Genomic DNA, 26633 nt, shown 5'->3' with positions numbered 1-26633 from the left:
CGAGGCCACTTCCGTTCATTTGACGAGTCCCAATAAGCGCTCGGCGGCCCCAGTCTTCCTCGACGTCTTCGACACACAAAAGCGATAGCTGTCAGAGCGGCATGGATTCGGGCAAGCACACCACGTCTACAGCCTGCGCCTGCTTGTTACACTATGAACAAAGGCCGCCGGCGCTGATGCAGTGCGGCTCATTGAAGCGCTAACGACGTAACTTCGCAAAATACAGGACGAGCACTCAAATGACACTCTCGAAGAGAAGATTTGGTCGTACCGGCTGGAATGTGTCGGAAATCGGTTTTGGGGCATGGGCGATCGGCGGTTCGTGGGGTGGTGTCGCCGAAGACGACGCCAAGGCCGCGCTAAACGCCGCGCTCGATAGCGGTGTTACGTTCATTGACACGGCCGACGTCTACGGCGACGGTCGGTCGGAACGGATCATCCGGGACGTCTTGCGGCAACGAGGCGGCGAGCGTCCGATGGTGGCCACCAAGCTCGGGCGACGACTCGATCCGCATGTGGTCAGTGGCTATACGAACAGGCGTGAACTCGCAGGTTTCATCGACCGGAGCCTTTCGAACCTGGGCGTCGATACGCTCGACCTGGTGCAATTGCATTGCCCGCCGACGGAGGTTTATTACCATCCCGAGGTGTTCGACGCGATGGACGATTTTGTCGCTGCCGGCAAGATCCGCTTCTACGGTGTGTCGGTCGAGAAGGTCGAGGAAGCGCTGAAGGCGATCGAGTATCCCAATGTGGTTTCGGTGCAGATTATCTACAACATGTTCCGTCAACGCCCTGCCGACCTGTTCTTCAGGCAGGCGCAAAAGAAAAACGTTGCGGTCATTGCGCGAGTGCCCTTGGCGAGCGGCATGCTGACGGGCAAGATGTCCGCGGATTCGGTTTTCCCGTCAGACGACCATCGTGCTTTCAATCGCCATGGCGAGGCGTTCGACGTCGGCGAAACATTCTCCGGGGTGCCTTATGACATCGCGTTGAAAGCGGTCGACGAACTGCGCGGCCTTGTACCGGTGGACGCCTCCATGGCACAACTGGCTCTTCGGTGGATTCTCATGGAGGATGCCGTCTCCGTCATCATCCCGGGCAGTAAAAACGCGGCCCAGGCGGCGTCAAACGTCTCGGCTGCGAGCCTCGCGCCGCTGTCCGATGAGGCAATGCAACGCGTGCGTGAAGTCTATGAGCGCCATATAGCGCCGCAGGTCCACCAGCGCTGGTAAAAGGTCCCGAACCAGTGGGACAGCGGCGCAGCAAAAGGAGGCGGCGCTCTGCCGCCTTGCCGGCGGTGGGTGACGATTAACAGCCGCCCACCTGCGTTTCCGTTGCTCGCGACTATCCGCAAACCTTGCAGTCGAAAGAGTGAACCGCATATCTCGCTCTTTGCTTAATTGGGGCTAATTGCTGTTTTTTACGCCAGCCATCGACCTGAAGCCGTACTGCCGTAGCTAACCATTGGGATGACTGCTCTCGCTTGTCTGTACGCTTGCTTTCATCTTGCGTCCGCGTAACCCGCCTGGCTTGGGGTGCCGACGTACGACACTAGCCCTTGTTGAACAGGCTCAAGATACGGGACATGGATTTCGCTGCCAGAACGAGCAGAGCGCCGGAGACGTTGTAGTCGACGTTGTACATCAGGTCCGTCAAATAGAACATGGACAGCGCGATGAGCGGGTGATACATCGCATGGCTTATCAGGCGTTTCATAGACATCTCGCGCTATGTCGTTTGCCCGAATCGGTAGGTCACTAGACGCGAACCGATCTGTGCAAATCAGGTGGCGCAGCGCGCTTCCGAAAACCATGAAAGATTTCGCCGCGAAGAACGGCTGACGTTGATCCGTCACGTCCCGTCCTGTGCCCAACTTTGCCTCTTGCAACCGGTTGTCGTCCTACCCGCGCGTCGACGTTTTTTGCCCGATCCTCCAAGTCTTGCCGATGGATCGCCTGGCCATTGCCGGGCGTCCAGAAAGATTGCCCGGCACTCCTGCAGAACCGCACGACGTGTTTGCACGCAGCCGTATCGCGCAGCGGCGCGTACGTACTCAAATGTATCGAGGCAAACCCAAAGGGACGGTAGTGACGAAGCAAGACGTCACCGCGTCGACAGACGGTGAATCCGAATCGCGATCGCCGCGGAGATCGGAATCGACAGAAGAATGAGCGAACTCAGGTCCGCCCGACGGCGGAACCAATCGGGCAAGACACGTTCGCAAACGCCTATCCGTGGGTCGGCTCGCCCATCATGAAGCGGGATGAAAATCATCGGTAAGGTATTTGTCATCAACTGCGGCAGCGGGTATAACATGTACCGCTCGGCCATGTGACGAATGACCGCCATCGCGGTTCCTTGTCCGGGAAGTCGCATTTCACGCGAGCTAGTCATGGATGCAGTTTCTGACGTACTGCGCGCCGTGCGCTTGAGCGGCGCGGTGTTTCTGAACGGGACCTTCACGGCACCGTGGTGCTTGATAAGCCGCACAGATGCTGCGCTCTGTGGAGCCTATTTGCCGCGTTCAGAGCGCGTAGTCTCATATCATCTGATCATAGAAGGGAGTTGTTGGGCGAAATTGGCAGACGACCCCCGTTCGGCTATTCAACTTAATGCCGGCGAACTGCTGGTGGTGCCGCAAGGTGAAGCGCATGTGATGGGCAGCGCCATGGATCTTCCGCCCGCGCCGACGGAGTTGCTATTAGCCGGTCCGATGGCGGAATCACCTGGTGAGGTGATGACGCTGTCCTACGGAGGCGGAGGAGCGGCGACTCGCATCGTATGTGGCTTTCTCGCCTGCGACGATACGCTGAGCAACCCGCTGCTCTCATCGCTGCCGCGACTCTTCAAAATCGATATGCGTCACGATCCGCGTGCGGCATGGCTTGAGTCCTCGCTCAAGTTTGCTGCGGCCGAGGCGGCGGATTCGCGTGCGGGCGGTACCATCGTGCTCGCCAGACTGTCCGAACTCCTGTTCGTCGAGGCGGTGCGTAGCTGTATTGAAGCGTTACCTGCGGACCAGACAGGATGGCTGGCCGGCGTGCGCGACCGCTATGTGGGGCGTGCGCTTTCGTTGCTCCATGCTCAATCGGTCCACCCCTGGACCGTCGATGAGCTTGCGCGCAAGGTGGGATTATCGCGTTCCGCGTTGGCGCAACGCTTCACCGATATTCTTGGTCAACCGCCAATGCAGTATCTGGCACGTTGGCGCATGCAGATCGCGGCGCACGAACTGCTGATCGGCAGTAAATCACTGGCGGCCGTAGCGGAGCAGATCGGTTACGAGTCGGAGGCGGCGTTCAGTCGAGCCTTCAGACGGGAATTTGGAATGCCGCCGGCAAGCTGGCGCAGGAGCGAAGGAAAGATGGACGGCGCTCCCGCATCTGAACTGGCTTCGCGCAGCGCCAGTGGCATCACGTCATCACTGGTTCAGTGACATCGGCTCTCAAGCCCAACGGTGCCTGGATAACATTAGCAGGCACCTGAACCGATCGGTGGCTCATTGCGCCAATTGGCCAAATCAAATCGCTAGCGTGCCTCCTGGGATGCGCGACGCAGCGCTCATTCACACACGTCAAAGCTAACTCGGCGTTTCGGTCATATCGTCCGGCGGCCCGATCATAGAACCTCGCGTCTCCCAATCGTACATTGAGCGCACCGGAATGCCAGATCAGCCATCTGGTTCTGACCGGTAGATGAACACTCACAGCTCGACCGCGCGGCGGTCCATATTGGGAGAAAGGCTATGAACGCAGTACCGCGACTTTCCGACCGCGATCGTTACGCCCGGTGCATTCGTGCTTCAAAGATGGTCAGTTGGGATATCGACCGTGACGTGATTGGAGGGCGCACTTTCGACACGTCCCAGAAGTATCTGCCCGACGGGCTCTCGCTGGCGCCGAATTTCTTCACTCTCTCTGGGAGCGAGAAGCGGTTTGTCAGTCAGATTCAGGGACGCACCTACGCCAACGTGTTCGGACTGGTCGAACGCTTCATCAACGCAAAGGTGCTTGAAGTCAGCCGCGACTACTGGCTCGGCGACCAGGTGGCGCTTGAGGCGCTGGTCCGATTCAGCGACGAGGAGCTCAAGCATCAGGCGCTGTTTCGCCGCATCGACAAAATGATCGGTGAAACGCTGCCCGCTGGCTATCGCTTCGACGTCGACCCTGATGCCATTGCCGCTGTGATCCTCGGAAAGAGCACCTGGGCCGTACTGGCACTGACGCTGCATATAGAACTCTTCACACAGCTCCACTATCGTCAGAGCATCAATCCGGACGATCAGCTATCCCAACTGTTCAAGAACGTATTCCTCTACCACTGGAAAGAGGAGAGCCAGCACGCCATCCTCGACGAACTGGAATGGGAGCGTCACGACGCCACGGTGACAGCCGGAGAGCGCGACAAGGCTGTCGACGAGTTCATCGAACTGGTCGCCGCGATCGACGGCATTCTGCAGGCGCAGGCCGCAGCCGACGCGCGCTATTTCGTCGCGAACTGCGGCCGCACAGTCGACGAGGTGGAAGCCCAGTCGGTCGAAGCGAATTTCCTGGAGGCTTACCGGTGGCAATACATCCATTCGGGTGTACGTCATCCCCATTTCGGAGAGGTGCTTCACAGGCTCATCTCCGAAGACCAAAGCATGCGCATCCGCGCTGCGCTCGCCACGCTGCAATGAGCTTGACCGAAACTGAGCACCCCACGTAGGTAAAGGAGATGAAACATGAATGCCAATGCACAGACCAACGAACCTAACATCGTCAACGGCCTCAACGTCGACGACCTGTTCGCGCTGATTGAGGGCGTGAGGCGCGACACATCGAAAGCCGCCACCAGTTGGCGCGTTGCTACGAGCTGGCAAGGCCAGACCCGGACTCGCGCGGAGGTCGAGGGGTTCTCGATCGGAGGACAGGAGGTGTCGCGCCGGTTCACGATCGATATCGATGAGCCTTGTGAACTTGGTGGTTCGAATCAGTTTGCCAACCCCCAGGAGCATCTGATCGCGGCGCTGAACGCTTGCATCACGGTGGGTTACGTGGCGCAATGCGCCGTTCGCGGGATTACGCTGCAATCTCTCGAAGTTGAGACCGAGGGTGACATCGACCTGAGGGTCCTTGGGATCGACCCGCGCGTGGCAAATGGCTACGAGAACCTGCGATACACCGTTCGTATCAAGGGCAGCGGGACCAGGCAACAATTCGCCGAAATCCATGACGCGGTTATGGCCACTTCTCCCAACGTCTATAACCTGGCGAATGCAGTCGCCTTGAAATCGACTCTTGTGGTCGAGTGACGTGATAGGCGACGAGCCGCTTTTCGCCCGCGATGTAAGCCGGGTTCGGGTTTTCGAAGGGCAATCGGCGCGACTAATAGAACTACGTGCCTGGGGATGCCTGGCGTGAATCGCTGCGCGTAGTCGATGATGACGTCAAAGATGTCGTCGAGGCAATTCACGCGTAAGCGTGTCTCACCGTCCAGGAGGATGGAACTGTTCACCCATTCCTCCCGTCGAAAATCCTGCAAGCACCGCTGTGCCAACGTCACTGAGCATAGGTAACGTTGGCACAGCGTCCATACCTGGTTTTCGCGATCGCGCGTTAGGCCTTGAAAAACAGACTGTCAGCATCTAACGTTCACCCGAGGATTCCGGGAGATGGCCATGGCAAGAATCGAGGCAAAGCTGGCGGAAATGGGTTTGACGTTACCGTCGGCGCTACAGATGCCTGCAAACGTAAGCATGTCACTGCCATTCGCATGGGTGCGCGTGAGCGGCACACGAGTTTTTGTCTCAGGGCACGTGCCGCTCAACCTCGACGGGACGATTGCGCAACCAGTAGGTAAAGTCGGCGCGGACGTTTCGCCAGATGAAGGCTACGCAGCAGCACGTCTTGTGGCGCTTGCACAGTTGGCAAGTCTTCAGAAGGCGCTGGGGGACCTGGATCGCATCACTGCCTGGGTACGCGTCTTTGCAATGGTCAACGTAGCGCCCGGTTTCGACCATATGCCACGGATCGCAAATGGCTTCTCGGATCTGATCCTCGAACTGTTCGGGCCGGACATTGGAATGCATGCCCGATCAGCAGTCGGCGTCGCGCTCCCTCTCAATTTGCCCATCGAATGCGAAGCGGAGGTTGAGATTGACGGCCAGCGCCCATAATCCAGGAGTGCGGCAGAGACCCGGTCTCGTACGCATATGTCGGTGCCATCGTCTCGGGTCGACCCAGGAACGGACGATGAGGGACAGCAACTGGGTGGATCAAAAGAGTCGAACTGAGCCGACTGCGTCGGACAGAGATCGGGCCAACTACGGCAATTCACGTTCGTCCACAGGCGGCCATTCATCCAGCCGCTCCCCTCAAATAGCAGCCCTTCGCGCTGGCGCCGGGTCAAAAGGCTTGCCGACAATTGTAGTGGCTGGCCCATTAACAATTGAACGTCTGGTATAGGCCCGTTCAGCGGACAGCTTATGGGCAGTTCGGGCGAACGGCGGATGAAACGCAACGATTCCTTCGATAAGTGAACGCTTCAACAGCTATCCACGGAAAGTGACGCGCCCCGCGGCGCTGAATGAGACCAAGGTCCAATATCCGCATCCGCATGGGCCTCCTATTCTGTCTCTTGGGCACGTGCGTCTGATTGCATGTTTCTGGACCCGGCCTGCGGAATCACGAACCGTCAATGTTACCGATGAGGTGATCTCGACGCTATTTCTCGCTGATGATCGCTCAATGGCAATGCAACAGGAGGAAGAGATGGCGAAGGTATTGGTTTTGTACTACTCGATGTACGGACATATCGAGACGATGGCTAACGCGGTGGCCGAGGGCGCTCGCGCCGTGCCCGGCATCGAGGTGACGCTCAAGCGGGTGCCTGAAACGATCCCCGACGAGCAGGCAAAAGCATACGGGGTCAAGCTGAACCAGCCAGCGGAAGTCGCCACACCGGACGAACTCGCGGAGTACGACGCGATCATCTTCGGAACGCCTACGCGATTCGGCAACATGGCAGGTCAGATGCGCACCTTTCTCGACCAGACCGGTGGTCTATGGATGAAAGGCGCTCTCGTCGGCAAGATCGGCAGCGTATTTGCGTCGACGGGCACGCAACATGGCGGCCAGGAAACCACGATCACCTCGTTTCATTCCACGCTCCTGCACCAGGGCATGGTGATCGTCGGCGTGCCGTACGCGTGCAGCGGGCTCGTCAATATGAACGAAATTACGGGCGGTACGCCTTATGGCGCAACCACACTTGCGGGCACGGACGGCAGCCGGCAACCCTCGCCTAACGAACTCGATATTGCCCGGTATCAAGGCAAACACGTCGCCGAACTGGCTTCGCGGCTCTTCCGTTAAACACTGCGTATTCAGGACGACGATGCCGGCCGCGTCAGCGCGACGAGAGGAGCACGCGTGGCCGCCGAAGGTATCTCACGTGACTTCTACGATCGAGCATAAGGTGGAAATGACCGTGCGATACTTCTCAATCGAACAACGCAAAGACGAACGTTTTCTGGCGACTCTGCGGCCGCATAACGCGACGGCGCCGACTCGCGTTTGAGGGTTTTCCTTAGTCTCAGGCACGGCAACAATGCCGATGGTTGGCCGCCGGCGGACATGCTAGGATTTCTTTCAAACAACTCCGGAAACTGCTATGCCGTTCATCTGCGAAAACGTTGAATGCCGTGCCGTGCTGGCTCGCGGACAGGTCAGACCCAATCATGAGGACGGGGGGTGGTGCTTCTACTGCCCGGACTGCAAAGCCAGGAACGAGTTGAAAGATATCGCCGGACCTGGCGGTCCAGTCGAGTTGGTTCAGCCGGAAAGATCCGACCTTCCGCACAAAATAATAGCAACCGCTCGACCATTGGAGGACGGCAGGTACGCAGCGCAATTGCGCGTTCAAAGGGCACTCGGTATGAAAGGAACTTACGCGGTCGAAGAGCACTGGGAACAGCTCGGTGTATTCTTCGACGCGCAAGAGGCCGTAGCGCATGCGAAGTCTATGGCAACAGACTTGCTGGAGCGAAAGGCCTAGTCTCGAGTGGCACGCTGGATTGCGCGCTACGTATCAATGTGCGGATCTTTACGGCCGGCCCACGACCGTAGATCCGCGCGACAACCTGGTGCTCTACGGTGCGCATGCCGTGTAGAAAGCGATTCAGCTTTCGGTGCGCTCAATAGGCGGTGTAAACGGATACCGCATCACTCCGACTAACCCACCAGACACGACGTGACTAGCTTGAATTCAACCGACCTTAACTCACGAAGCACCACTGGCAGCGAGCTTGACAAATAGTCTGGCTGCTTCGTTGCCATGAGACAAAGCGCGCAGTGCAAGGGAGAGCGCCAGCTGTGCGTCGTGAGAGACCGCGCTACGATCCTGATCGAAGAGCTTGACGGCGTGGCGCATATGCTGAGCCGCCTGCGTGTGAAGTTCCACGGCCGCCGTATGATGTTTTGCGACGTCCGCGGCGGTTACGCCTGAGCCAGTCGATGGAAGCGTTGTCGACGGCGTATTGGCGCTGTGCGCGCCAGCGTCGTGTGCCTCATCGATCGCGTGCAACGTATGGCCATGGGCCATCATTGCCTGGTGTGCGGCGTGGGCAAAGTCTCGACCGTCCTCGAAATGCCGTGACGCCTCGCGGTGATGCCGCGCAGCCTGCTCGTGGTGTGACGCCGCGGCTTCGAGATGACCTTTCTTGGTGTGCTTCGTGTTCATGCCGGCTCCTGTGCAACTTCAGGACTGACTCGGATGCGACCGATTCGAAGACACAGTGGCGGGTCGCAAACTACAAGATCCTAATCTACACGCACTTGCACCGTCTGTGGCATTTGCGTCTCGCGGAAAATCGGCATCAACTTCGGCCTGCTTCTCGAACCGGGTTCTTGTGGTGATCAATGCGTATTGGACCGCGCGAACAAAACTTTACCGAGGCTCTCAAGTTTTCTGAGTCGTGCCGAAAAGAGGAAAGGTCATCTTGTGCCGATGCAGCATCCCATATTTCTCAAAGGAAACGCGTGGATAGGCTTTCTCTTGTGGCAATTACCTTAGCGCTGACTGGCTGACAAACGCAAATCGGCAATACACGTGATAAGTCTCCCTACTTCCTGAAAGTCGCTATTGCAGGAAATCCAGGTATTGCGGGCCATGTGATAAAGGCGGCGTTTAGGCGCTGATAGATTTCACGTAGTCCTCGACCGAGCGCGATCACCTGTGCACAACCTTCCGCGGCCGGCAGTTGTGACGTTGCCGGACACCAGCGAGTGCGCCACGCAGAGGCTTTGATACGTGGAGAAATGGCTCAAGCACGGCTGGCTCAAAGCCAGGTGCCACCCTGTCGTTCGCTCGGCTCTTCCGCGAGGGCGTCGAAATCGTGGATCCACTCCAGATGATGAAGCACGCGGTCGCGCGCGCCGAGGCGGGCGTTGCGCGCCTGCGCGGCCGGCCCGTCGGGCAGATGCAGCACGTCCGCAGTGGTTATCGACGCGTACTGCACCTTGCGCGTGCGGCCCCGCCGCAGGCGCTCGTAGGCTTCCTGCGCCTCGCGCCAATTGCCTGGGCCCGCCTTGGCCAACTGCGCGGCCAGCACCACGGCATCCTCGATCGACTGGTTGGCGCCCTGGCCGTGATGTGGCACAAGCGCATGCGCGGCATCGCCGATCAGCGTCACGCGGCCTTTGTTCCAGCGGCCGAGCGGGGGACGGTGGAACAGGCCCCAGCGCTGACTGATCGGCACAGCCGTGATCATCTGCACGACTGCCGGATGCCAGTCCTTGAACAGACGCAGCTGTTCGCCCTCGCTGGCGGGCATGACCCACTCGCGCGACGGCCACGGCGACGGATGACGCTCAACCAGGAGGAAATTCTGGTCGCCTTTGTCGCCGATCGGATAGTGCAGCAGATGGCCACTGGGCCCGACCCAGAATTGGATGGTCTCGGGATCGGGCAACAGGTCCATGCGCTCGGCGGGCACCACGCCGCGAAAGCCCGAGCAACCCGAATACAAGGCGTCGTCATAGCCAAGCATCCAGCGCCGCGTGATCGAGCGCGCCCCGTCGGCGCCGATCACAAGATCGGCGTCGACGCGCTGACCGTTATCGAACGCCAAACTCACGCGATCGGGTTGCTGCGCGAGATCGACCAGCCGATGGCTGAGCTTGATGCGCTCGAGGCCGACAGCGTTGGACAGCACCGCCTGCAGATCGGCACGATGAACGCCCCAGTACGAGCCGCCGAACTGCTCGCGAGAGCCAGGTTGGCCGCGATGATGGCCAATGACGTCGCCGCTGCGTCCGTCGCGATAGATGAGGCCCGGTACCTCCGCGCACACCTGTTCGAAGGCCGAACGTAGTCCCATGCGCTCGTAGAAGCGCGTCGCGTTAGCCGAAAGCGCCACGGCTGCTCCCACCTCGCGCAGCTCTTCGGTCTGCTCGTAGAGCTGCGCATCGATTCCGTGCTCGCGCAGGGCGAGCGCAAGCGTAAGGCCGCCGACGCCGGCGCCGACGATCGCAATCTTCAGATCCATCTGCTTCATGACTGTGTCTCCGATATTCAGATTTATAGGTTTGGCTTGCTACGGTACGGGCCGGCGACGCGTCGAATGCGTGTGCCGTGTCAGTATTTTCAGCACTAGACGTTCATTCCTCAATAAGATGAAATGAATCTTCTTCATCACTGGATTGAATGAACCAGGGTTATGCCAAAGTCATGGAACTGAGCGACGTCGACCTTAATCTGTTGCTGCTCTTCCAGCGGCTGATGCAGGAGCGCCGCGTGGCGACCGTCGCCGAGCAGATGAACATGAGCCAGCCTGGCGTCAGCAATGCGCTCGCCAAACTGCGCCGCCGGCTTGGCGATCCGCTGTTCGTGCGCGGGCCGGGCGGAGTGGTTCCCACGCCGTTCGCGCTGCGTCTGGCGGAACCGGTCTCGCAGGCGCTCGCCACCCTGCACGCTGCGCTCAATCCCGTGACCGGCTTTGATCCGCTGCGCGCCATGCGCACCATGACGATCGGCATGACCGATATCGGCGAAGTCGTCTTCCTGCCCGCGCTGATCGAACGACTATCGCGCGTAGCGCCTGGCGTCGCACTCAATACGGTCCGCGATACAAGCGTCAATCTGAGCAACGAGATGGCCGACGGCCGAGTCGATCTGGCCATCGGCTTACTGCCGCAGCTCAAGGGTGGTTTCTATCAGCGCCGCCTGTTTGATCAGCGCTATGTCTGTCTGTTCAGGTGCGGCCATCCGCTCGAGGACGCACCGCTCACGCTCGCCGCCTGGCGCGAGGCCGAGCATCTGGTCGTCGTGTCGGCCGGCACTGGCCACGGTCAGGTGGACGAATGGCTGAAACGGCGCGGCGTACGGCGTCAAGTGAGATTGACGGTGCCGCACTTCATGAGCGTGGGCTACATCCTGCAACGCACCAATCTGATCGCCACGGTGCCGGAGCGACTTGCCCTGCAACTGGCAACCCCTTTCTCGCTCAGCCTGCGCGCATTGCCCATGACGCTGCCCGCCGCGCCGATCCATCTGCTCTGGCACGCACGAGTTCAGCAGGACGAAGGCAATCGCTGGCTGCGCGGGGTAGTGGTCGATCTCTTTGCTGACACGGCAACGGATGTGCGCAAAGGAAGACTCACGCAAAAGGAATAGCGGCTGTGGTCGAGACGCTCAATCTGCATCGATCGTGGCCGATCGCGGCGACCGGGTGCACATCCGACTGGATCCGGCCAGGAGTCGGCGCTTAGCGGTTCCGTTACTCAGGGATACCGACGTCCGTTCCAAATCAGCAAACGGCCAGCCGAACTCCGGCAAGTCGGTCAGCAAGGATCAGTGTCGAAATTTAGCGGATGCATACATCCGCTTGAAGTGTGCGGTACCGCACGCTTCAGGAATCAAGCTGAAAGTCTCGTGCTCTATCTTTGAGCAGACATTTCGTCCCCGGCGGGCAGGCTTCGCGTACCACATCCGCGATGCCCGGAGTTTTCAGCACCAACAGGGCTGGAAAGGCCACGTCCTTCCGAACGTGTGCCGAAGTGGGGGCCAGAGCGATGAAGGTCGAACCGCAGCTTGAACCGGAAAGCGCCGCTGGATCGGCGCTTTCGTCGAGCACGACACTCGACTGGCGTGCCTGGCGGAGTAAGGTTCAGTGGTCGATACTCCTTGTTGCCACCGCGATCTGCCTCGGCTTCTCCGGTCAGGGCGGACTCAAGCCAGTTGTCATTGGCGCCATTTTTCTCGCGTCCGCAGTTTCCAGCATCGCGGGATTCGCCTTCTCCGCCGTCTGCGGGTCGATCCTGTTCCATCTGGCCAACGACCCCGTGCAGATCGTCCAGATCATGATCGTCTGCAGCATTGCCAACCAGACAGCGATGGTCTGCTCACTAAGACGGGTGATCCGCTGGCGAGAACTTGCTCCTTTCCTGGTTGGCGGCGCATTCGGCCTGCCGGTTGGCATAACCGTATTGTTGAAGCTGGATCGTCATGTTTACACCCATGCGCTTGGGGTGCTTCTTGTCGTTTACGGCTGTTACATGCTTGTCCGTAAGCCTCTGGTTATTCGTCGTCAGAAGATGGCTTTCGATATCCTCGCCGGAGTTCTTGGGGGAATTACCGGTGGTGCCGCCGGGTTTCCCGGTGCATTCGTCACCATCTGGTGCGGCTTCAAGGGATGGAGCAAGGAGCGCCAGCGCGCCATGTTCCAGCCGTTCATTTTGATCATGCAGGTCGCCGCCCTCGCAACGATCAGTCTGTTGCGACATTCCTCCGGCAAGGTCGGGTTTGAGCCGGCGGACTTGTTCTGCATACCCGCTGCGCTTCTCGGAACCGCTGTTGGCATGGCGCTCTACAAGCGGCTGTCAGACAATCATTTCGCTCGTGCGGTGAACCTGCTAATGATCGTCTCGGGGATCAGCTACTTCGCGTAGTCGAGCCGAAGGCGGGTTCTTCGCCTGGCGTCGCAGCAACAATCAGTGCATTACGCGGGTGCTCGCAAAGATCGGCTCGACTCATGGCAGTGGCCTTGGCAAAACGCGTTGGCCAGTCGAGCGCTCACTCGCTCTTTGATTTGCTGGACTCGTCTCAGGCGATTGTTTAGTCAATTGTTCGCAACAGCTTCTTAGTCGCCTACAACTTCATCTGGGGTGGCGACATTACATAATCATGTAATGCTCAACATGCTATCCGTGGTTCCGGAAGACGTTTCGGATGGCTATAATTTGTTGTCGGTACGCCCACATGAGAGGCACATTCAGCGGGTCTGTGGGAGACCGACGGCACCGACGTTAGGAGCGGTTTTTACCTAACCACAAAGGGGTTCCATGGAATCCGAAAACGAACTGGTGTATGTGGTCGACGACGACAGTCGGGTACGAGAGGCTCTGTCGACGCTGCTGCGCGCAAATGGGAGAGACGTCCAGACCTTCGATTCAGGTGGAGAGTTTCTGGACACCCGGCGTCGAAATGTCGTTGCGTGTCTGATCCTGGATATGAGCATGCCAGGCATGAACGGCCTGGAAGTCCAGAAGCTGGTCAGTATGGACTCCCGGATCCCCGTCATTTTCATTACTGGAAGAGCAGATGTGCCGTCCGCTATTCTGGCAATGAAGGGTGGGGCTGTAGGCTTCCTCACAAAGCCCGTCGACGAAGACGCGTTGATGCGCACGGTCGATGCGGCTCTTGCCAGGGCGCACGTTCTTCACAAGGAAGCGGAAGCTGCGGCGACCCTCCAGGCGCTCTATCAATCGCTGACGCCTCGTGAGCAGGAGCTTATGCCATTGCTCGCAAGCGGCCGGCTCAATAAGCAGGTGGCGGCAATCCTTGATATCACTCAATATAAGGCGCAGATACATTGCAGCCATATAATGAGGAAAATGCGGGCGGATTCATTTACCACTCTCGTCAGGCAGGCAAGCAAACTGCAACTCGACACCTCGTCGACGATCACGTTCGAAGCTCCACGCCAACGTTAAAGCTTTGTGAGACTCCATGACCCGGAGGAAAGAAATGCTCGCGCCTCCGCTTCGAACCGTTGCCGTGATTGACGATGACCGACGCGTTTTGACGTCGCTTGCAAACCTGCTTGCCTCTGGCGGGTATGGAGCACGGGTCTACGAATCTGCGCTGGATTTTTTTTCCGACGGCTACGCGGGGCTGGTATGCGTTATTACTGATCTGGGAATGCGGCCAATCGACGGCATGCAAGTGCTCGAGAGTGCGGTTCATTCTGATTCGGCAACGCCCGTCATCATTATCACAGGAAAGCCGGGCGAACATACTGAAAGCTACTATCTGCAGAGAGGCGCATTAGGGTTCTTCAGAAAGCCCATCGACGGGGACGCATTGTTGGACCTGTTGGATAGAATTGTTTGAAGATATTGTTTGGTCGGTCCACGCCAGGAGGAGCGGCGCAACATCGCCCCGGGTGCACTATTTGGCGCCCATATTCAAGGAAATTTGCGCAGGCAAGACAGGCAGGACGACGCTGAAAGTTGCTCCGAAGCCCTCGTTATTGGCGGCAGTGAGACGACCCTCATGAGCTTCGATAATCGAGCGAGACACCGCCAGCCCGATGCCCATTCCTTTGCTCTTGGTCGTGACGAATGAGTCGAATATGCTGTCGCCACCGACAATGCCCGACCCATTATCGATGACCTCGAGCAGGACGGACCTGTCATCAAGGGAGCATGCGGTAATTAGAATCCTGGGTGTGCGTCCCGAGTTCTCCGTGGCCTCTATCCCATTCGTGATGAGGTTAAGAAGAACCTGCTGAATCTGTATCTGGTCGACGTACACCGGCGGCAGGCTAGCAGGCAAGTCGAACTCGATGTCGGCGGCATACCTGGTTTCGTCTTCCCGTAGGAGTCGTACGGCCTCGAGGACCATGTCTTTCACATTCCGTTGCAGCTTCTGGCATGTCTGCCGCTTGAACAGCGCGCGGATGCTCTGCATGGTCTCGTCAGCGGAACGGGCATCTCGAACTACGCTTTCCACGGAGGCTCTGGCTTCCGTCAAGTTTGGCGGATACGCTGCGAGCCACCGCTTGCATGCCTGCGCATTAGCAATAACGGACGTGAGAGGTTGATTGAGTTCGTGTGCGATGGACGCCGAGAGTTCCGCGACCGTGGCAATCTGGGTTGCCCGGGCGAGTTCAGCATGGGCCTGCCTGAGCCGGTCTTCTGCCCGCTTCGGCTCGTCGATATCAAGACTGAGGCCGTACCATTGGACAATGTTGCCATCGCAGTCTCTCATTGCTTCAGCCGTGTGCTGGTGCCACCGGTAAACCCCGTCCTTTCGGCGAAGCCTCGCAACGTGGCTGTAGGGTTCGCCAGTCTCGACCGAGTGTCTCCACGCTTGAAGCAGGCTGTCCAGGTCGTCAGAGTGGATGGTCTTCTTAAAGCCGAGGTCCGTGACCTGCGAAATACTCAGGCCGACAAATTCGGCGGTTTTCCGATTGATGTAGGTGAGTCCCCCTCGTGGATCATTGCACCAGAGCATGGCGGGGATGGTCTCGATAAGCTCTCTTAACTGGTGCTCCCGCCGTTCGAGCGCCGCTTCCGTTTGTTTGAGATCGTTGATGTCCGTACATACGCCGTACCAGTGCAGAACCTGTCCGCTTTCGTCTCGAAACGGTTCGCCGCGAGCGAGATACCAGTGCAGTTTTCCATCGGCGCCAGTAACCGGATACGTGTCCTGGTACGACGCACCTTCCTCGACAGCGCGCCTCCAGTGCGAGCGGACACGAAGACGGTCAGCTTCCGGAATGAGTCTAAGCAACATTTCCCCGTCGAATTCTTCGCCGCTCTTTCCCATGAACGTCAGCATTTGCCGATTCCATCTGTCGACGTCTCCTTGCGGTGTGGCCCTCCAGATCATCGCGGGCAATGCGTCTACGAGCCTTCGCAAATTAAGCTCTTCTGTGCGAAGGGCTTCTTGCGCCAACTTCCGCTCGTGGATATCTGTCAAAAGGCCATACCAATTCACGATATCACCGTTGGCATCCCGCATGGGGATGCCTTTGGACTGAAACCAGCGATACGTATTGTCGGCCGCGCGGAACCGATATTCCCAGTCGTAAGGTCTCCCGCTTTCGAGAGAAACTTGCCAGGCTTCCATGGTTGACGCAAGGTCCTCGGGATGCACCAGGTGACGCCAGCCGTGCGATATCAATTCATCTAGCCGAAGTCCAGTGTAGACTACAGCGCGCTTGTTCACATGTTCCAGGCGGCCATGGGAATCCGTGCGCCAGAGGAGGCTGGGAACGTTCTCCGCCAGCCAGTTCAGTTGAACTTCCCGTTCACGGATGACCTCTTTCGACTTGTACAGGTCATCAATGTCCATGTTCACGGCATACCACTTGTAGACAGTCCCGTCATCGTTAAAGTAAGGAACCGAGCGCGAGTGACGCCACCGATAATCACCGTCATGGTCTGCCCATCGGTAGGTTGTATCGTAGGCGCTCTTATCTTGAACAGAGCGAAGATAGCCCTCCTTTACCCTGTCGCGGTCATCGGGGTGAATGAATCGCAAAAAGCCGAGACCCTGCATGCCCTCAAGGGTTGTCCCCGCTTCCTCAAGAATCTGCTGATTGATGAAGTCGAAATCTTGCTCTGTCCGGGTAGCGAAGCGGCCCGGTAGTCGGTCGAGGAGTTCTCTGGCTTCTCTCTCACTTGCTGTCAATGCCTGTTGAGCCTTGATGGTCTCTTCGATTTCCATTCCGATGAGGTACCAGTTGATGACGTCCCCGTTTGCGCAGCGTGACGGCTCCGCGAGAAGACGCTGCCAGCGGTATACGCCGTCGTGCTGCAACATCCTCACTGCCATATCGACCGGTTCACGCGCGGCAATGTGCGCGCTCCATTGCCGCCGTGCAGCCTGCACGTCATCGGGGTGAATGTAGTCCATCCATCGGTCACCGACTATTTCCTCCATTGGTCTTCCCAGCGCGGCAACACCAACTCTATTCACGTAGAGAATCTCGCCGGCGGGCCCACCGACACATACACATGCCGGCACGCTATCCACAATGCGCCGATAGATTTCCTCTTCGGTTCGACGAAGCGATTCCGAAATCTTCCGGTCGTGTATGTCCCAGTTCACGCCGACCCATCGTAGTAGCCTTCCGTTGTCGTTTCTTATTGCTTTGACACGGCAGAGAAACCACCGATACTCGCCGTCGATACATCTGAGCCGAAACTCAAGCTCTCCCGGATCATTTCCTGCCCTGAGTGTGTTCCAATATCGGTCGTTTGCCTGCAGGTCTTCCGGGTGGATTGCGGCTCGGAAAAAGTCGCAGGAAACCGCCGCTTTTATGCCTGTGTATTCGCAAAGGCTGGGACTCAGGTATTCAATGGATCCATTGGGCAGCGCGATCCACATATGGCCGGGAACGAGACTGCTGACACCTTGCAGTGTCTGGTATCGTTGGCGGAGTTGTTCGTCAAAAGGCTCATTTTTCAATCCGTCTATTGAGTCTGGCACCTGGGAGCGCCGGGAGACGACCTCCGCGCAAAGCCAGGCCGCGGCAATTGCGACAGCGAAACGGGCGATAGAACTGGAGGCAAAAGGAGGTTGATTGGAAGCGATCGCCACGGCGATTATCCCAAGCGAGCCGAATCCGGCGGCCAGACGCCCGAGGCTCCGGCCGAAAAAATGCGCGGACAGGGCAACCAGGAGGAGGCTAGGGCAGCCCGTAATTGGTTCAAGGATCCCCGCCACGCCTGACGCACCTGATATGGCGACGCTGAGAGCAACGTTCCGAGACGGGCGTGGTATCAACACGGTAAGCATGTCAACCTCGGAGTTCGTCGGCGCATAGTTGTAGGACTCTGAATTCCATCGCCGATGGCGGGATTTTTCGAGCGCAAGGGTTCCTTGCTCGCAAATCTGGTCGGGGAGTGTCGCCGGTTATTTCCTGTAGTACTTAAGAGGTCTGCTAGCGCGCGCCGCGGAGCGTACGAATCGAATAGATGGGCCAAGTGGATATGTCATACCAAAGCGAATGGCTGCCCACAGCCGCTGGAAGTGACGTCTCTGCGCGCGCGCGCCAGCAATTTGCGGTCAGGCCAATGAGGCGAAACAATTACCCTACAACTTCATAGGCGGTGGTGACACTACATAATCATGTAATGCTCAACACGCTATTCGTGGGTTCCGGAAGACGTTTCGGATGGCTATAATTTCTCGTCGGCGCGCCCACATGAGAGCCACATTCAGCGGGTCTATCAGAGACCGGCTTACCGACCGTTAGGAGCGGTTTTTACCTAACCACGGAGGGGTTCGATGGAATCCGCAAACGAACTGGTGTATTTGGTTGACGACGACAGTCGGGTACGAGAGGCTCTGTCGGCGCTGCTGCGCGCAAATGGGAGAGACGTCCAGACCTTCGATTCAGGTGGAGAGTTTCTGGACACCCGGCGTCGAAATGTCGTTGCGTGTCTGATCCTGGATATGAGCATGCCAGGCATGAACGGCCTGGAAGTCCAGAAGCTGGTCAGTATGGACTCCCGGATCCCCGTCATTTTCATTACTGGAAGAGCAGATGTGCCGTCCGCTATTCTGGCAATGAAGGGTGGGGCTGTAGACTTCCTCACAAAGCCCGTCGACGAAGACGCGTTGATGCGCACGGTCGATGCGGCTCTTGCCAGGGCGCACGTTCTTCACAAGGAAGCGGAAGCTGCGGCGACCCTCCAGGCGCTCTATCAATCGCTGACGCCTCGTGAGCAGGAGCTTATGCCATTGCTCGCAAGCGGCCGGCTCAATAAGCAGGTGGCGGCAATCCTTGGCATCACTGAATATACGGTCCAGATACATCGCGGCCATATAATGAGGAAAATGCGGGCGGATTCATTTGCCACTCTCGTCAGGCAGGCAAGCAAACTGCAACTCGACACCTCGTCGACGATCACGTTCGAAGCTTGACGCCAACATTAAGCCTTTACGAGTCTCGATGACCCGGAGGAAAGGTACGCTCATTCCTCCGGTTCGAACCGTTGCCGTCATTAACGATGACCGACGCGTTTTGACGTCTCTTGCGAACCCGCTTGCCTGAATGTACAGCCTCATGTGTTCGCGCGCCCGCGTGGTCCGGTCTCGCGCATGAACATCGCAAGCACCATTGCGAGCACGATGCCACCGAGCAGCCAGGAACCGGCTGCGCGGAACACCGGCAGGTTCATTACACCGCCGTTCGCAAGGTGGCCGAGCAGCTTGCCGTACGCGGGCGTGAGCAACGCGCTGAAGGTGAACACCAGGAAATTGATCGCGCCGCTGGCGCTGCCCTTCACGTTGTCCGGATTGACTTCCTTGATCACTGTGTAGGGCAGCATAGCTGCACCGGAGCCGATGCCGAGCAGCAGGCCCAGCACGTAAGGCGGCGCCACACCGGCCGGCAGATAGAAAATGCCTGCGGCCGACGCCAGCATCAGCAGTGCGCCTGCGATCAACACCGGCTTGCGACGGCCCAGACGGTCGGACAGGTAGCCCAACAGCGGGCAACCGATCACCCAGCCGAGCGGCACCATGCTCGCGCGATTGACGGCCTCCGCATAGCTGACGTCGAGACCGTTGCGCAGGAAGGGAATGCCCCAGATCATGTCGCCAACCGTAGTCGGCAAGAACAGCAGACCGGCGCAGAAACCGCAAAGATACGACTGCGGATTGGACAGCACTTGCTTGTACGGCGCGAACATCTTCATCCACGAACCCTGGCCGGCTGGGCTGTCGTCGTGCGCCGCCGGTGTCGCGATCAGCACCAGCACGGCGATCAACAAGATCACGAGGCCGGATAGCCACCAGAACTGTTGCCACGTGATCAGGCCGTGAATGAGAGGCGCAACGGCGAACTGACCCGCGGAGCCGCCCAGCATGCCGAAGCATTGAGTGAAACCTACGGCAGTCGCAAGGGAGCGCGGGGGAAAGCCATGGGTGGCCAGATACACCGCGCCGATGAACCCGCATGCCGAGCCCGCGCCTTGCAGCAGGCGACCGATTTGCGCGGCCTCGACGCTGCCCAGCCCGAACAGTCCCGCGCCGACGGCAACCAGAACGATGCCGGCCGGAATGACGGCCTTGCCGCCGAGCCGGTCGAGCAACGCACCACAAACAATCGAGAACAGCGCATAGGTGTAGTAGTACAGGCCGACGAGCGTGCCCACGCCCAGCGCATCGCGGGCGAACGCCGTACTCAACTCGGGGACCATCACGCCCGGCGCGGAACGCAGCATGTACTGCATGAAATAGAACGCGGCACAGAAAAGCCACGCGATGACGAAGCCGATGTGTACGTGCTCGCGGTCTGAAGAAATACTCGCAGTGCTTGCGGCCTTGCTGGACATGGTTCGATTTCCCTTGAATTGCCGATCAACCGGGTACGGGCCAACGCGCGGCGGAGAAACAAGTCAGGTGGACCGCATTACCGGAACAGATTGACCTTTGCAAGGTCGATGAGCTGCTGGCCTCGACCGTCCATGACGGCACGAAGCATAAACAGTCCAAAGTGATAAGCCTGGTCACCGGAAGTCGCAGGAGGCATCACGAGCTCCTGGCGTGCGCTCACCACGTCGACGAGAGCCGGACCCGGATGGGCGAATGCTTCGCTTAGCGCTTGTTCCAGCTCTGCGGGGTGCTCGACGCGCACGCCTTTAATTCCGATCGCATTGGCCATCGCGGCGAAGTTCGGATTTTTCAGGTCACATCCCGTATCAAGGAACCCACTGGCCTTCATCTCCATTTCCACGAAGCCCAGCGTTCCGTTGTTGAGCACGACGACCTTGACCGGCAACCCTGTCTGAATCAGCGTGAGGAATTCACCCATCATCATGGCGAAGCCGCCGTCACCCGACATCGAAATCACCTGTCGATCCCTGAACGCGGCCTGCGCGCCGATCGAGTGCAACAGTGAGTTGGCCATCGAGCCGTGATTGAACGAACCAACCAATCGCCGTTTGCCGTTCATCTTGAGGTATCTGGCCGTCCACGCGATGGGGGTGCCGACGTCGCAGGAGAAGATGGCATCCTCGTCCGCCAGTTCGCTGATGAGCCTGGTCACGTACTGCGGATGGATGGTGTTGCTGCCCGCTTCCGGCTCCGCCAGCGCATTCAGACTCTGGCGAGCCTTGCGATAGTCGTCGATCGCGCGATTCAGGAAGTCGCTGTCCGTTTTCTCCTGAATGATTGGAAGCAGTTCATTGAGCGTATCCTTGACCGTTCCCAATACGCCGAGCTCTAGCGGGCATCGATTGCCGAGTGCTTCCGCCCGGGTATCGACTTGCGCGACGGTCACATTCTCCGGGTAGAACTGTCGATAAGGGAAGTCGGTGCCCAACATCAGGAGCATGTCGCAACTCTTCATCGCGGAGTAACCGGATGCGAACCCAACAAGACCCGTCATTCCCACATCGAACGGGTTATCGTATTCGATGTACTCCTTGCCTCGCAGCGTGTGCACTATTGGCGCCTGCAGTTTACGGGCAAGTTCTACGACTTCCGAGTGGGAGTCCTTGCAACCTGCGCCGCACAGCAACGTTACTCGCGACGACCGGTTCAACAGGCGTGCAAGTTCCGCGACTTCATCGTTCGATGGGTGCATCACCGGAGCGGAAGGCGCGCTCCACTGCGGCACGGGTTTGGTGAGAGGCCCGAGTGCCACATTTCCTGGTACGACGACCACGGCGACGCCTTTTCGCGCTACCGCCGTCCGGATGGCGCGGCCCAGAATTTGCGGAAGCTGGTCGGGACTGTGGACGAGTTCGACGTAATGACTACATTCCTTGAACAGCACTTCGGGGTGGGTAGCCTGAAAATAGTCGATGCCGATTTCCGTACTTGGGACATGTGCGGCGATAGCGAGAACTGGAACGCCGCTCCGATGGCAGTCGAACAGGCCATTGATAAGATGCAGATTCCCCGGACCGCAACTCCCACAGCAGACCGCGAGTTGCCCGGTCAGATGAGCTTCGGCACCCGCCGCGAACGCCGCGCTTTCCTCATGCCGCATGTGAACCCATTCAATCGAACCATCCCGGCGCAGAGAGTCCGTGAATCCATTGAGCGAATCCCCCACCACGCCATACACACGCTTGACTCCCGCATTGACTAGTGCACCCACCATGTAGTCGGCAGCTATGGTTGCCATTTCACATCTCCCTGGATAAGAAAAATTACTACAGTCCGGATTCACCAAGCCGCAGTGACTGAGTCGAACGTTTCGCTATGTCATGTTTTTTGATGGTAGTGGGCGATGCGAAGGACGGCTATTACATGAATCTGGAATTAGCCTGACGAGGCTATTGGCGCTCGACGCTTGTTGAGCAGCGAGGCGAGACGAGGCACATGGACGTGGCTCAGATTACATAAACATGCAATATCCTGGCTGAGCATAACGTTATATGTTGTCGCCGTGGACGATTTACCCCAGATCGTACTGCCCATGCGGCAGCGTGAATCTTGCGCCTAGGCGGAGCGGGGAAGCCGTTCGCATTCGCGTTGCCGAAGCAACGTCGCTTGGATTCTTCCACTAACCGGACGCTGCCGCGGGTGCCCTCATGCAAACGCGCGGGTCCCTCGCATTCTCGCGAAATGGAGCTACTCATGGCCTATGAATTGTTGACACCCGACACGTGCGCGCTCGCCCTTATCGACCATCAGCCGCAGATGTTCTTCGGCACGCAGTCGCACGAGCGCACGACTATCTTGCACAACGTTCAGATCCTTGCGAAGAGCGCGAAGCTATTCAAGGTGCCGACCGTTCTGACGACGGTAGCCGCCGATTCTTTTAGCGGCCAGTTGCTACCGGAAGTGCAGTCGGTGTTTCCGGAGACGAAGCCGATTGATCGCACCTCGATGAACTCGTGGGAAGACAAAAATTTTCGCGACGCAATCAAGGCGACGGGCCGCAGGAAGATCGTGATCGCGGGCCTGTGGACGGAAGTGTGCGTCGCATTCCCGACCGTGCAGATGCTGGCCGAAGGCTTCGAAATCTACGTGCCGACCGACGCCTGCGGGGACATCACCGAGGAAGCGCATGAGCGTGCCGTGCAGCGCGTCGTTCAGGCGGGCGCAGTGCCGGTGACGTCGGTGCAGTTCATGTGCGAACTGCAACGCGACTGGGCACGCGGCGAAACGTACGACGGCGTCATGGAGATCTTCAAGGCGCACACCGCGTATGGCATCGGCGTGCGGTACGCAAAGCAGATTCTCGGCGGGCACGCGCGCGAGGCGGGCTGATCGGCGCTGAGTCGATGCATTTCCTGCTATGTGTCACGCGCGGCGCGGCTGTCGTCGGGCGTGAGACGCGGTTGTCCAAACATCACGGAGAGCAACGATGAGCGTACCCATTCAGGTCGCCCCCATTGCGGAGTTGGTGATTTACAACGGCAAGATCGCGACTCAGGACGACAAACGTTCGTTCGTGTCGGCGCTTGCCATCGCGCAAGGCGAGATCATCGCGAGCGGCAACGACCACGACATGATGCAGTGGACAAACGATTCGACGCGCCGCATCGACCTGAAGGGGCGCACGGTCATTCCCGGTCTCAACGATTCGCATCTCCACGTTATTCGCGGGGGCCTGAACTTCAATCTGGAACTGCGCTGGGATGGCGTGCCCTCGCTGCACGACGCGCTCCAGATGCTGCGCGCGCAGGTGGCGCGCACGCCGGCTCCGCAATGGGTGCGCGTGGTCGGCGGGTGGAACGAATTCCAGTTCGCGGAGAAGCGCGGGCCGACGCTCCAGGAGATCAACGCAATCGCGCCCGATACGCCCGTCTTCATCCTGCATCTCTACGACAGCGCGCTGTTGAATGCAGCGGCGCTGCGTGCCGTCGGCTATGACCGCGACACGCCGAATCCGCCGGGCGGCGAAATCCAGCGCGACCGCCAAGGCAATCCGACTGGCATGCTGATCGCGCGTCCGAACGCGGGTCTGCTGTACGCGACGCTTGCCAAAGGACCGAAGCTGCCGTTCGACGATCAGGTGAACTCGTCGCGCCAGTTCATGCGCGAACTGAATCGCCTTGGCGTGACGAGCGCGATCGATGCGGGCGGCGGTTATCAGGCCTATCCCGACGACTACGCGGTCATCATGGAACTCGCGAAGCGCAACGAACTGACGGTGCGCATCGCCTACAACCTGTTCACGCAGAACGCGAAGAAGGAAATCGAAGACTTCGCGAAGTGGGTCAAGGTCACGAAACCCGGCGACGGCGACGACTTTCTGAAGATGAACGGCGCAGGCGAAATGCTCGTGTTCTCCGCCGCCGACTTCGAGGACTTTCTGGAGCCGCGTCCCGACCTGCCGGACGCAATGGAAAGCGAACTCGAAGCTGTCGTGCGGCTGCTCGTGCAAAACCGCTGGCCGTTCCGGCTGCACGCAACTTACGACGAATCGATCGAGCGCTTTCTCAACGTGTTCGAGCGCGTTAACGTAGACACGCCGTTCGACGGCCTGCGCTGGTTCTTCGATCATTGCGAAACCATCTCGCAGCGCAACATCGAACGCATTGCGGCGCTTGGCGGCGGTATCGCGGTTCAGCACCGGATGGCGTATCAGGGCGAGTATTTCATCGCGCGCTATGGCGCCGAAGCCGCTGCGCGCACGCCGCCCATTCGACACATGCTGGCAGCCGGTCTGCCCGTCGGCGCGGGGACGGACGCGACGCGCGTGGCGAGCTTCAATCCGTTCGTCTCGCTGTATTGGCTGGTGTCCGGACGCACGGTAGGCGGCACGCGGATGTACGCGGCGCGGGACCGGCTGGACAGGATGGAGGCATTGCGCCGTTATACAGTCGGCAGCGCATGGTTTTCAAACGACGAGACGAAGAAGGGCGCGCTCGTGCCTGGCCAGCTTGCCGACTTCGCCGTGCTCTCGGACGACTACTTCACGATCGGCGAAGGCGATATCAAGCATCTCACGTCGGTGATGACGGTGGTCAACGGCCGCGTCGTCTATGCCGCCGACGAGTTCGAAACCTTCGGGCCGCCCGCACTGCCCGTCAGCCCGACGTGGTCGCCCGTTACGGAGTACGGCGGCTATGCGCGTTATCGTCCGGCAGCGTCGTTGCAACAGTCGTGCAACGACGCATGCGTAAACCTGTGCGGCGTGCATCGTCATGCGCATGCGTGGGCATGGCGCAGCAACGTGCCCGCCAGCGACGCGAACACGTTCTGGGGCGCGCTCGGTTGCAGCTGCTTCGCGTTCTAGGCCAGCGCAAACGATGAACCGTTTTTCCGCCCCCGACGCCGCGCTGCTGTTCCTGCGCGTGACAGCGAGCGTGCTCGTGCTGCTCGTGCATGGACTGCCTAAGGCGATCCACTACGCGAGCCAGCTCGATGCGATCGAAGACCCACTGCATTTCGGCAAAACGCTGACGCTGGGCTTTGCGATCTTCGCGGAGGTCGTGTGTCCGCTGCTGATGATCGCGGGTATCGCGGCGCGGCTTGCCGCGTTGCCGATCATGCTGGTCAGCGTGATCGCGCTGGGTCTCGTGCATCGCGAATGGACGCTGGACCAGGGGCAATTCGCATGGATGCTGCTGATCATGTTCGGAACGATTGTGATTGGCGGCGCAGGGCGCTACCGGATCGCATTGCGACCGGGCGCGTCCGGGCAACGGCAGGTCTGAGCACTCGCACACGGCACGTCCGGAACGGCGCATGAGGGGTGAACCATGCCATATCTGATTTCATTGGGCGCGGGCCTCGTGGTCGGCCTGCTGTATTACCTCGTGCGCGTGCAATCACCCGCGCCGCCGTTGATCGCGCTCGCGGGCCTGCTCGGCATCGTCATCGGCGAGCACGCGATTCCGTTTGTCCACGCGCAAATACGTGCGCCCGATGCGCAAACGCAGAGCGTGCCGCCTGTCGCGAGCGGCAAGCCGACTTCGTCATGCAGCAAAGATCAATAGGCGCGAATGCACGGCCCGCGGCGCAGTTCGACCATGTGCCAGGCGAGGACACGTGGTTGGCGGCGATCGCGGGCTATGTCGATACGCTCGGTTTCGTGGCGCTGTTCGGCCTCTTCACCGCGCACGTCACGGGCAACTTCATCATGATCGGTTCGGAACTCGCGGGCGCGGGGCATGGGCTGCTGATCAAGTGGCTCGCGTTTCCGGCGTTCGTCGCGGGAATCGTGTGTGCGCGCGTGCTCGACAACCAACTGCTTGACCGTGCAGCCCGAGAACGGGCGTGCGCTCTGTACTTGCTGCAAACGGTGCTGCTGGTGGGCTTCATGGTGGCGGGCATATTGGCCGCGCCCATCACCGACGCCGACGCGCCGACAGCCATCGTCTGCGGCCTGCTTGGCGCAGCGGCGATGGGCGTTCAGAACGCGCATGGACGTCTGACCGCGCGCTCCGTCGTCGCGAACACCGTGATGACCGGCAATGTCACGCAGGCGGTGATCGACGTGTTCGATCTGCTGTTTTCGTCCGGCGACCAGAAGACGCGGGACACGGCGCGCGCTCGTCTGTTACGCACACTGCCTGCCGTCGCGGGTTTTGCAACAGGAGCAGGCGCAGGCGCGGCGGGTTATCTGCTCGCGTCGTTCTGGGCGCTGCTCGTGCCGCTCGTCGCACTATGCATGCTCGCGGTGCTGTCGCGAAAGTCGGGCGTGCCGCAAGTTGAAATCTGAT

The 26633-nt window shown here is 59.3% G+C and carries 24 protein-coding genes and 1 pseudogene; 18 read left to right on the top strand and 7 right to left on the bottom strand.

Annotation, left to right across the window (positions count from 1 at the left end):
* Positions 1–239: 239 nt before the first annotated feature.
* On the top strand, positions 240–1235 hold the full coding sequence (locus P0D89_RS09015; protein WP_408359927.1) for an aldo/keto reductase: 996 nt from the start codon (positions 240–242) through the stop codon (positions 1233–1235).
* A gap of 319 nt (positions 1236–1554) precedes the next feature.
* On the opposite strand, the gene P0D89_RS09010 is transcribed toward P0D89_RS09015, so the two are convergent.
* Together P0D89_RS09010 and P0D89_RS09005 are read right to left on the bottom strand one after the other, a co-directional pair.
* Entirely contained in the window at positions 1555–1719 is a 165-nt protein-coding gene (locus tag P0D89_RS09010) for a hypothetical protein (RefSeq protein WP_408359925.1), read from the bottom strand.
* Positions 1720–2106: 387 nt separating this feature from the next.
* Positions 2107–2352, bottom strand: a complete 246-nt coding sequence (locus tag P0D89_RS09005; protein WP_408359923.1) for a hypothetical protein — start codon at positions 2350–2352, stop codon at positions 2107–2109.
* A 43-nt stretch (positions 2353–2395) separates the two neighbouring features.
* Between P0D89_RS09005 and P0D89_RS09000 the strand changes: the two genes are divergently transcribed.
* From P0D89_RS09000 to P0D89_RS08975, 6 genes are all read left to right on the top strand, one after another.
* Complete coding sequence (locus P0D89_RS09000; RefSeq protein WP_408359921.1) at positions 2396–3439, top strand: AraC family transcriptional regulator; 1044 nt, start codon at positions 2396–2398, stop codon at positions 3437–3439.
* A 309-nt stretch (positions 3440–3748) separates the two neighbouring features.
* Positions 3749–4681, top strand: coding sequence for a hypothetical protein (locus tag P0D89_RS08995; RefSeq protein WP_408359919.1), 933 nt, complete (start codon positions 3749–3751; stop codon positions 4679–4681).
* A gap of 45 nt (positions 4682–4726) precedes the next feature.
* On the top strand, positions 4727–5296 hold the full coding sequence (locus P0D89_RS08990) for an OsmC family protein (protein WP_408359917.1): 570 nt from the start codon (positions 4727–4729) through the stop codon (positions 5294–5296).
* 366 nt (positions 5297–5662) lie between these two features.
* Positions 5663–6160: a RidA family protein gene (locus P0D89_RS08985; RefSeq protein ID WP_408376427.1), complete on the top strand. Its 498-nt coding sequence runs from the start codon at positions 5663–5665 to the stop codon at positions 6158–6160.
* Positions 6161–6755: 595 nt separating this feature from the next.
* Complete coding sequence (gene wrbA / locus P0D89_RS08980) at positions 6756–7358, top strand: NAD(P)H:quinone oxidoreductase (protein WP_408360030.1); 603 nt, start codon at positions 6756–6758, stop codon at positions 7356–7358.
* A 298-nt stretch (positions 7359–7656) separates the two neighbouring features.
* The gene (locus P0D89_RS08975) at positions 7657–8040 is read left to right on the top strand and encodes a hypothetical protein (protein ID WP_408359913.1); all 384 of its coding nucleotides are present in this window, start codon (positions 7657–7659) and stop codon (positions 8038–8040) included.
* Positions 8041–8265: 225 nt separating this feature from the next.
* Here P0D89_RS08975 and P0D89_RS08970 read toward each other — a convergent pair whose 3' ends face one another.
* Entirely contained in the window at positions 8266–8724 is a 459-nt protein-coding gene (locus tag P0D89_RS08970; RefSeq protein WP_408359911.1) for a hypothetical protein, read from the bottom strand.
* A 598-nt stretch (positions 8725–9322) separates the two neighbouring features.
* Positions 9323–10540 carry an FAD-dependent monooxygenase gene (locus tag P0D89_RS08965; RefSeq protein WP_408359909.1) on the bottom strand — a complete coding sequence of 406 codons (1218 nt, stop codon included), beginning with the start codon at positions 10538–10540 and terminating at the stop codon, positions 9323–9325.
* Positions 10541–10713: 173 nt separating this feature from the next.
* Between P0D89_RS08965 and P0D89_RS08960 the strand changes: the two genes are divergently transcribed.
* The 5 genes and pseudogenes from P0D89_RS08960 to P0D89_RS08940 all read left to right on the top strand — a co-directional run bounded on the left by P0D89_RS08960 (position 10714) and on the right by P0D89_RS08940 (position 14376).
* Complete coding sequence (locus P0D89_RS08960; RefSeq protein ID WP_408360028.1) at positions 10714–11658, top strand: LysR family transcriptional regulator; 945 nt, start codon at positions 10714–10716, stop codon at positions 11656–11658.
* Positions 11659–12056: 398 nt separating this feature from the next.
* Positions 12057–12932 (top strand): sulfite exporter TauE/SafE family protein, encoded by an 876-nt coding sequence (locus tag P0D89_RS08955; RefSeq protein ID WP_408376426.1) that lies wholly within the window; start codon positions 12057–12059, stop codon positions 12930–12932.
* A gap of 52 nt (positions 12933–12984) precedes the next feature.
* A pseudogene (locus tag P0D89_RS08950) lies at positions 12985–13065 on the top strand (IS5/IS1182 family transposase); the annotation flags it as partial.
* Between the two features lie 260 nt (positions 13066–13325).
* Complete coding sequence (locus tag P0D89_RS08945; protein WP_408359905.1) at positions 13326–13976, top strand: response regulator transcription factor; 651 nt, start codon at positions 13326–13328, stop codon at positions 13974–13976.
* 34 nt (positions 13977–14010) lie between these two features.
* Complete coding sequence (locus P0D89_RS08940) at positions 14011–14376, top strand: response regulator (RefSeq protein WP_408359903.1); 366 nt, start codon at positions 14011–14013, stop codon at positions 14374–14376.
* A 57-nt stretch (positions 14377–14433) separates the two neighbouring features.
* Here P0D89_RS08940 and P0D89_RS08935 read toward each other — a convergent pair whose 3' ends face one another.
* The gene (locus P0D89_RS08935; RefSeq protein ID WP_408359901.1) at positions 14434–17595 is read right to left on the bottom strand and encodes a PAS domain-containing protein; all 3162 of its coding nucleotides are present in this window, start codon (positions 17593–17595) and stop codon (positions 14434–14436) included.
* A gap of 690 nt (positions 17596–18285) precedes the next feature.
* Between P0D89_RS08935 and P0D89_RS08930 the strand changes: the two genes are divergently transcribed.
* Positions 18286–18924 carry a response regulator transcription factor gene (locus P0D89_RS08930; RefSeq protein WP_408359899.1) on the top strand — a complete coding sequence of 213 codons (639 nt, stop codon included), beginning with the start codon at positions 18286–18288 and terminating at the stop codon, positions 18922–18924.
* Positions 18925–19064: 140 nt separating this feature from the next.
* On the opposite strand, the gene P0D89_RS08925 is transcribed toward P0D89_RS08930, so the two are convergent.
* On the bottom strand, positions 19065–20339 hold the full coding sequence (locus tag P0D89_RS08925; protein WP_408359897.1) for an MFS transporter: 1275 nt from the start codon (positions 20337–20339) through the stop codon (positions 19065–19067).
* A 77-nt stretch (positions 20340–20416) separates the two neighbouring features.
* A complete protein-coding gene (gene poxB / locus P0D89_RS08920; RefSeq protein ID WP_408359895.1) occupies positions 20417–22138 on the bottom strand; it encodes a ubiquinone-dependent pyruvate dehydrogenase in 1722 nt (573 codons plus the stop codon).
* Positions 22139–22593: 455 nt separating this feature from the next.
* Between poxB and P0D89_RS08915 the strand changes: the two genes are divergently transcribed.
* The 5 genes from P0D89_RS08915 to P0D89_RS08895 all read left to right on the top strand — a co-directional run bounded on the left by P0D89_RS08915 (position 22594) and on the right by P0D89_RS08895 (position 26632).
* The gene (locus P0D89_RS08915) at positions 22594–23229 is read left to right on the top strand and encodes a hydrolase (RefSeq protein WP_408359893.1); all 636 of its coding nucleotides are present in this window, start codon (positions 22594–22596) and stop codon (positions 23227–23229) included.
* A gap of 97 nt (positions 23230–23326) precedes the next feature.
* On the top strand, positions 23327–25204 hold the full coding sequence (locus P0D89_RS08910) for an amidohydrolase (protein ID WP_408359891.1): 1878 nt from the start codon (positions 23327–23329) through the stop codon (positions 25202–25204).
* Between the two features lie 13 nt (positions 25205–25217).
* Positions 25218–25625, top strand: coding sequence for a DoxX family protein (locus P0D89_RS08905; RefSeq protein WP_408359889.1), 408 nt, complete (start codon positions 25218–25220; stop codon positions 25623–25625).
* A gap of 45 nt (positions 25626–25670) precedes the next feature.
* Complete coding sequence (locus P0D89_RS08900) at positions 25671–25907, top strand: DUF1427 family protein (RefSeq protein ID WP_408359887.1); 237 nt, start codon at positions 25671–25673, stop codon at positions 25905–25907.
* The gene (locus tag P0D89_RS08895) at positions 25889–26632 is read left to right on the top strand and encodes a YoaK family protein (protein WP_408359885.1); all 744 of its coding nucleotides are present in this window, start codon (positions 25889–25891) and stop codon (positions 26630–26632) included. The genes P0D89_RS08900 and P0D89_RS08895 overlap by 19 nt, the downstream gene beginning before the upstream one ends.
* The last annotated feature ends 1 nt before the right edge of the window (position 26633 follow it).

Source organism: Paraburkholderia sp. RL18-085-BIA-A (assembly GCF_046027075.1).
Classification (GTDB): Bacteria; Pseudomonadota; Gammaproteobacteria; order Burkholderiales; family Burkholderiaceae; genus Paraburkholderia.
This window is presented reverse-complemented; position numbering and strand designations above follow the sequence as displayed.

Excerpts from the sequence above, each read along its gene's own strand:
- P0D89_RS09015 (WP_408359927.1), top strand. The coding sequence starts at position 240 with ATGACACTCTCGAAGAGAAGATTTGGTCGTACCGGCTGGAATGTGTCG.
- P0D89_RS09010 (WP_408359925.1), bottom strand. The coding sequence starts at position 1,719 with ATGAAACGCCTGATAAGCCATGCGATGTATCACCCGCTCATCGCGCTG.
- P0D89_RS09005 (WP_408359923.1), bottom strand. The coding sequence starts at position 2,352 with ATGGCGGTCATTCGTCACATGGCCGAGCGGTACATGTTATACCCGCTG.
- P0D89_RS09000 (WP_408359921.1), top strand. The coding sequence starts at position 2,396 with ATGGATGCAGTTTCTGACGTACTGCGCGCCGTGCGCTTGAGCGGCGCG.
- P0D89_RS08995 (WP_408359919.1), top strand. The coding sequence starts at position 3,749 with ATGAACGCAGTACCGCGACTTTCCGACCGCGATCGTTACGCCCGGTGC.
- P0D89_RS08990 (WP_408359917.1), top strand. The coding sequence starts at position 4,727 with ATGAATGCCAATGCACAGACCAACGAACCTAACATCGTCAACGGCCTC.
- P0D89_RS08985 (WP_408376427.1), top strand. The coding sequence starts at position 5,663 with ATGGCAAGAATCGAGGCAAAGCTGGCGGAAATGGGTTTGACGTTACCG.
- wrbA (WP_408360030.1), top strand. The coding sequence starts at position 6,756 with ATGGCGAAGGTATTGGTTTTGTACTACTCGATGTACGGACATATCGAG.
- P0D89_RS08975 (WP_408359913.1), top strand. The coding sequence starts at position 7,657 with ATGCCGTTCATCTGCGAAAACGTTGAATGCCGTGCCGTGCTGGCTCGC.
- P0D89_RS08970 (WP_408359911.1), bottom strand. The coding sequence starts at position 8,724 with ATGAACACGAAGCACACCAAGAAAGGTCATCTCGAAGCCGCGGCGTCA.
- P0D89_RS08965 (WP_408359909.1), bottom strand. The coding sequence starts at position 10,540 with ATGAAGCAGATGGATCTGAAGATTGCGATCGTCGGCGCCGGCGTCGGC.
- P0D89_RS08960 (WP_408360028.1), top strand. The coding sequence starts at position 10,714 with ATGGAACTGAGCGACGTCGACCTTAATCTGTTGCTGCTCTTCCAGCGG.
- P0D89_RS08955 (WP_408376426.1), top strand. The coding sequence starts at position 12,057 with ATGAAGGTCGAACCGCAGCTTGAACCGGAAAGCGCCGCTGGATCGGCG.
- P0D89_RS08945 (WP_408359905.1), top strand. The coding sequence starts at position 13,326 with ATGGAATCCGAAAACGAACTGGTGTATGTGGTCGACGACGACAGTCGG.
- P0D89_RS08940 (WP_408359903.1), top strand. The coding sequence starts at position 14,011 with ATGCTCGCGCCTCCGCTTCGAACCGTTGCCGTGATTGACGATGACCGA.
- P0D89_RS08930 (WP_408359899.1), top strand. The coding sequence starts at position 18,286 with ATGGAATCCGCAAACGAACTGGTGTATTTGGTTGACGACGACAGTCGG.
- P0D89_RS08925 (WP_408359897.1), bottom strand. The coding sequence starts at position 20,339 with ATGTCCAGCAAGGCCGCAAGCACTGCGAGTATTTCTTCAGACCGCGAG.
- poxB (WP_408359895.1), bottom strand. The coding sequence starts at position 22,138 with ATGGCAACCATAGCTGCCGACTACATGGTGGGTGCACTAGTCAATGCG.
- P0D89_RS08915 (WP_408359893.1), top strand. The coding sequence starts at position 22,594 with ATGGCCTATGAATTGTTGACACCCGACACGTGCGCGCTCGCCCTTATC.
- P0D89_RS08910 (WP_408359891.1), top strand. The coding sequence starts at position 23,327 with ATGAGCGTACCCATTCAGGTCGCCCCCATTGCGGAGTTGGTGATTTAC.
- P0D89_RS08905 (WP_408359889.1), top strand. The coding sequence starts at position 25,218 with ATGAACCGTTTTTCCGCCCCCGACGCCGCGCTGCTGTTCCTGCGCGTG.
- P0D89_RS08900 (WP_408359887.1), top strand. The coding sequence starts at position 25,671 with ATGCCATATCTGATTTCATTGGGCGCGGGCCTCGTGGTCGGCCTGCTG.
- P0D89_RS08895 (WP_408359885.1), top strand. The coding sequence starts at position 25,889 with ATGCAGCAAAGATCAATAGGCGCGAATGCACGGCCCGCGGCGCAGTTC.